The following is a 4533-nucleotide window of genomic DNA, read 5'->3' on the forward strand; positions in this document are numbered from 1 at the left end:
CTTGATTTATCGTCATTGCGTAATTGGTAAGTTGAAAAGTGAGCTACTACAACATTCAATAAAATCCTTATGCAATAAGGATTTTGAGCTTAACCCGGTTTTCTGTTCCAATAATACTCACGCCCCGTATTGGCTGATATTCCCCACTGAGTACTTTTTGTAATTCGTTAGCCAGACCAACATCATGTAAGCTGACGACTAATTTTAAGTGCCAAGCTTTACGGTGTGGCAGATGTGCCAATGCACCTAACAAAGTTAATAATGCGTTGTTGACTTTGTTTTCGTTGTTATCGGTGTTCCGGTCAAAATAATTTCCTGTGCGGAAAGCTGATTCTCCAACTGTGTAAGCACTGCCGTTAAAAACTACACGCCCTGGCACATCTTCCATCTCGGCATTAGTTATATAGCTGGGGACACGAACTACTTCAAATCCTTCGACTAAAAGTTTGAGGCTTCCGTAACCGTTATCGAAACCCGCAGGAAAAATTTTTTGCAACGCGTGAATGTTGGACATCAGTTTCAATGTAATACGTTTCTCGAAAAGAAATTTATTTGTTCAGGTCATCTGGAGAAGCAGAGAAGAGAAGAATAAAATAACTACCCCTTTTTGATCCGGCCTCAAAAGCTTATCATAACCTGTTGGGGGCGAAGTGGGGTATAAAATGACAGCCAGTCAAATGTACCCCATTTAACACCTATGTAACACTTATATAGGGGTCAAAATCTCCTCAAAGTCCGGAACGGTTATTGGGGTATATATAACACCTATATAGCACCTAACACGAATCTTTGAAATTTTTTCTATCAACGTAGCAGAAATTAAATTAGATCATTGTTGACTCTTTGATTTATACTCTACTGTCAAGGTCTAAATTAGCTTCACGCAAGATGGCGAGCTTTGGTTCTGATACACTTGGAATTTACCTACGAGAAATTGGTCGCTTTGAGGCTATTACCGGAGCAAGAGATTCTCTATGCAAGAGAAGTAAAGTCAATGCTGGCACTTGATAAGCATTACAATCTTCTTAGACAACGGCTAAAGCGTTCTCCAACTAGGGCTGAACTGGCTGCCGAGGTGAATAAAACAGAAGCAGAATTAACCCAAATTCAAAAACTTGGTCAACTGGCTAAACATTTAATGATTACTGCCAACCTCCGCTTAGTGGTTGCAGTCGCTAAAAAATATCGTTGGAGTAACCTAGAATTTCTAGATATTATTCAAGAAGGATCTATCGGGTTACAAAAAGCGGTAGAGAAGTTTGACCCGAATCGGGGCTATAAATTCTCTACCTATGCATACTGGTGGATTCGGCAGGCAATTACTAGAGCCGTTGCAGAACAATCCCACACTATTCGCCTACCCCATGATCTGACCAAAAGATTGATGCAAATCAAAAAAGCACACATTGAACTTTTTCAAACCTTGGGAAGAACACCCACTATTATAGAAATCGCTGAAGCTGTTGACGCATCACCTAAACAAGTTTCCGAATGCCTAAGCGCATTTCGTCCGCTAGTTTCTTTGGAGTTAGGAATTGGAGAGGAGCAAGAAAACCAACTGCAAGAGATATTACCCGACGAAAGAATCTCCCCACAAGAGTATGTTGTTCTAGAATGCCTCCGGTCAGATTTACAGGATTTCTTAGCTACCTTGAAACCAAATCAACGCCAAGTCTTAATGTTACAGTTTGGTCTGGAGGGCGAGGACAAGTTGACTGCAAAAGAGGTTGCACAAAAACTCAATCTCACTCATCGCAAAGTCCGCTCTGTTCATGAACAGGGAATGAAAGCTTTAAGACGTGAGCAAGACTTGATTAAAGATTATTTGGCTAGTTGAAAACTTTTTATATCCAAGGAGAAGGAATCGCTGTTGTCCTTAAGTACGCCATTCGTACTCAGTCTAATCGCCGTTTGTTCACAGTTGGGGCAATTAAACCAATTCGCTTTTTCGCCCATGACGCTACGCACAGTCGCTAACGCTTTTTCCGTGAAAGGGCTAGGATTTAGACCCTAACACTTTCACGTGCTGCCCTTCAAAGGCTAGGAATTAAACCCCTAAATTTTGTTAAAACTTAATCTTTAGCTTTTTGGTTGTATAAAACTTTGTCCAGGGATAAAATCAGCCGTAGTAGAGGCTTCAATAACAAACTCTAATTTTCCTCCACCTCAATTGAAATATAACTGTGAACAAAACCCGTATTATTGCACTATTCAATCAGTCAGGAGGAGTAGGTAAAACCAGTTTAACTATGAACTTGGGCTACCACCTCAGTCAGAAAAATAAAAATCGCGTTTTACTTATAGATATAGACCCACAAGCCTCGTTAACGACCTTTATGGGACTCGACCCAGAAAATTTTACGAAAACTGTCTATGAAGCAGTAGTCGGCGAGGAAACATTACCAATTTATTCGGAATTAATTCATGGCATGAGTTTAGTTCCAGCCAACATCAATTTGAGTGCTGCCGAACTTGAACTCGTTGTCGCACTAATGCGGGAAATGCGTCTGAAAAATGCACTCGCCTCTATATTAGATAGATATGACTTTATTTTGATAGATTGTCCTCCATCATTGGGAATTCTTAGCGTGATCAGTTTGGTGGCAGCAACACACGTTTTGGTTCCCATTCAATGCCAATTCAAATCATTTCAAGGAACTGATTTACTGTTAAGAACTGTAGCAACGCTTCGGAAAGGAGCAAATAAAGACCTCACCATTGCCGGTTTTGTCCCAACAATGTATGATGCGCGTACTGCTCAAGAGAGTAGAACTATGAAAGCCATTTTGTCACAGTTGTCACCATTAGCAACAGTCCACGAGCCAATTCCTAAAACTATTGCCTTTGCTGATGCTAGTGAGGCACGCCTCCCACTAGCACTGTATAATCCCAAGCATCCTGCCATTAATGTCCTAAAAAAAATAGCCTTCAGCTTAGAAAAACTACAGTGAGTATCAGCAAAAAAGACAAGCCATATACCAGTAATTTAAAAGGTGTAGCTGCTCTTCTTGGTGAAAGCTTTCCTGAAACCGAAGAGAAAGACAGAAACCCACATAATATTGCTATTAACTTAATCAAGCTACCTCAATCACAACCTCGACGCTACTTTGATAGTGAAAAACTTAGGCAGCTTGCACTATCGATTCAAGAACACGGTATTCTTGAACCAATTCTTGTTCGTCCACAAGGACAAGAATTGGAACTTGTTGCTGGAGAGCGACGCTTACGTGCAGCCAAAATGATTGGACTTGAAATTGTCCCCGTTGTTTTCAAGGAACTTAGCGATCAAGAAGCTTTACAAATATCACTTGTTGAAAACCTTGCCAGAGAAGACTTAAACTCTGTAGAAGAAACTGAAGGTATACTTGAACTTCTAAGTTTACGGTTAAACCAAAATATTAGTGATGTAGTTTCTCTTCTATACCGAATGCAAAACGAAGCTAAAGGGAAAGTTACCCAAAACGTTTTGGGTAGTGAGGACTCAATAACTATTCAATCTATTTTTAATACATTAGGGACAATATCATGGTCATCTTTTGTTAGCAGTCGCTTGCCATTGCTAAAACTACCCCAAGATGTCTTGGATAAATTACGTCAAGGTAAAATTGAATACACTAAGGCAACGGCTATTGCTCGTGTTAAGAATGAATTAGAAAGAATGGCACTTATGGAAGCCGCAATAACAGAAAGTTTATCTTTAGTACAGATCAATGAACGAATCAAATCATCTCGCGCAATTGATGAGAAGCCGATTTCTCTAAAGACTCGCTATAAGCAAGTATCAAGCAGATTAGAAAAAGCGCCTGTTTGGGAGAATCCTAAAAAACAAAAAGCTTTAGAAAAACTGCTTGCTCAAATTGAATCACTTTTAGATGACAGTTCGCTCAATTCCAATGACTAGTCTAAATTTATACTTTTAATTTGAATATAAATAGAACACCGATTACAGAGCCGATGCTCAGTAAGATAATTCAAGTCAAAGAGTACACCGTCAGAGGGCCTAAACGCGAGATTCACATCCGTACCTTCAACTTCGTATTTAACTCCTGTCCCTTGGGTTTAAGTTGCATAGTTTCAATAAAAGCGATGCCTTTCGGCAACGTCTTCGACGAACGCTACAGTAACCCATAACCCCTACCAGCTAGCCGCCGACATCTACGGTATTGGGTTTCTGACTGCTGACAAGATTGCTCGGAACTTGGGAGTTGCACCTGATAGCGAATTCAGATATTGTGCAGGACTTGTCCACGCTTTGAGCGAAGCTGCTGAGGATGGGCATTGCTACTTACTTTCATACTGAACGTTTACCTGACAAAAACGTCCAAAAAATAGCATAAAGGAAAACTAAACTGCTCAAACTCTATGCCTCTATGCAAGATAAAGGTTTTGCTCGCTAGCGATGCCTTCGGCGGCAAGCTACGTAATGCTAGTAAGTTATCCCAGTTAAAAGGAAAAGTTGGCTAAGAGTAGTCTTTATATGGATTTGCGTCCATCTTCTTCTCCCATTTTTGTTACTATGTCCATTTTCTTTAT

At 40.2% G+C, this 4533-nt stretch carries 3 protein-coding genes and 2 pseudogenes; 4 read left to right on the forward strand and 1 reads right to left on the reverse strand.

The genetic code is table 11. The features are described from left to right. Positions 1–76: 76 nt before the first annotated feature. A pseudogene (locus LC605_RS31095) lies at positions 77–514 on the reverse strand (hypothetical protein); the annotation flags it as partial. A gap of 384 nt (positions 515–898) precedes the next feature. Between LC605_RS31095 and LC605_RS31100 the strand changes: the two are divergent. The 4 genes and pseudogenes from LC605_RS31100 to LC605_RS31115 all read left to right on the forward strand — a co-directional run. Then, positions 899–1837 (forward strand): sigma-70 family RNA polymerase sigma factor, encoded by a 939-nt coding sequence (locus tag LC605_RS31100; RefSeq protein WP_306426894.1) that lies wholly within the window; start codon positions 899–901, stop codon positions 1835–1837. 346 nt (positions 1838–2183) lie between these two features. After that, positions 2184–2951, forward strand: coding sequence for a ParA family protein (locus LC605_RS31105; RefSeq protein ID WP_229551261.1), 768 nt, complete (start codon positions 2184–2186; stop codon positions 2949–2951). Then, positions 2948–3901 (forward strand): ParB/RepB/Spo0J family partition protein, encoded by a 954-nt coding sequence (locus LC605_RS31110; RefSeq protein ID WP_229551262.1) that lies wholly within the window; start codon positions 2948–2950, stop codon positions 3899–3901. Before LC605_RS31105 ends, LC605_RS31110 begins: the two co-directional genes overlap by 4 nt. 213 nt (positions 3902–4114) lie before the next feature. Further along, positions 4115–4288 (forward strand): annotated as a pseudogene (locus LC605_RS31115) (helix-hairpin-helix domain-containing protein); the annotation flags it as partial. Positions 4289–4533: the final 245 nt, after the last annotated feature.

Origin of the sequence: Nostoc sp. CHAB 5836 (genome assembly GCF_020829445.1) — a bacterium.
Lineage (GTDB): Bacteria > Cyanobacteriota > Cyanobacteriia > Cyanobacteriales > Nostocaceae > Nostoc.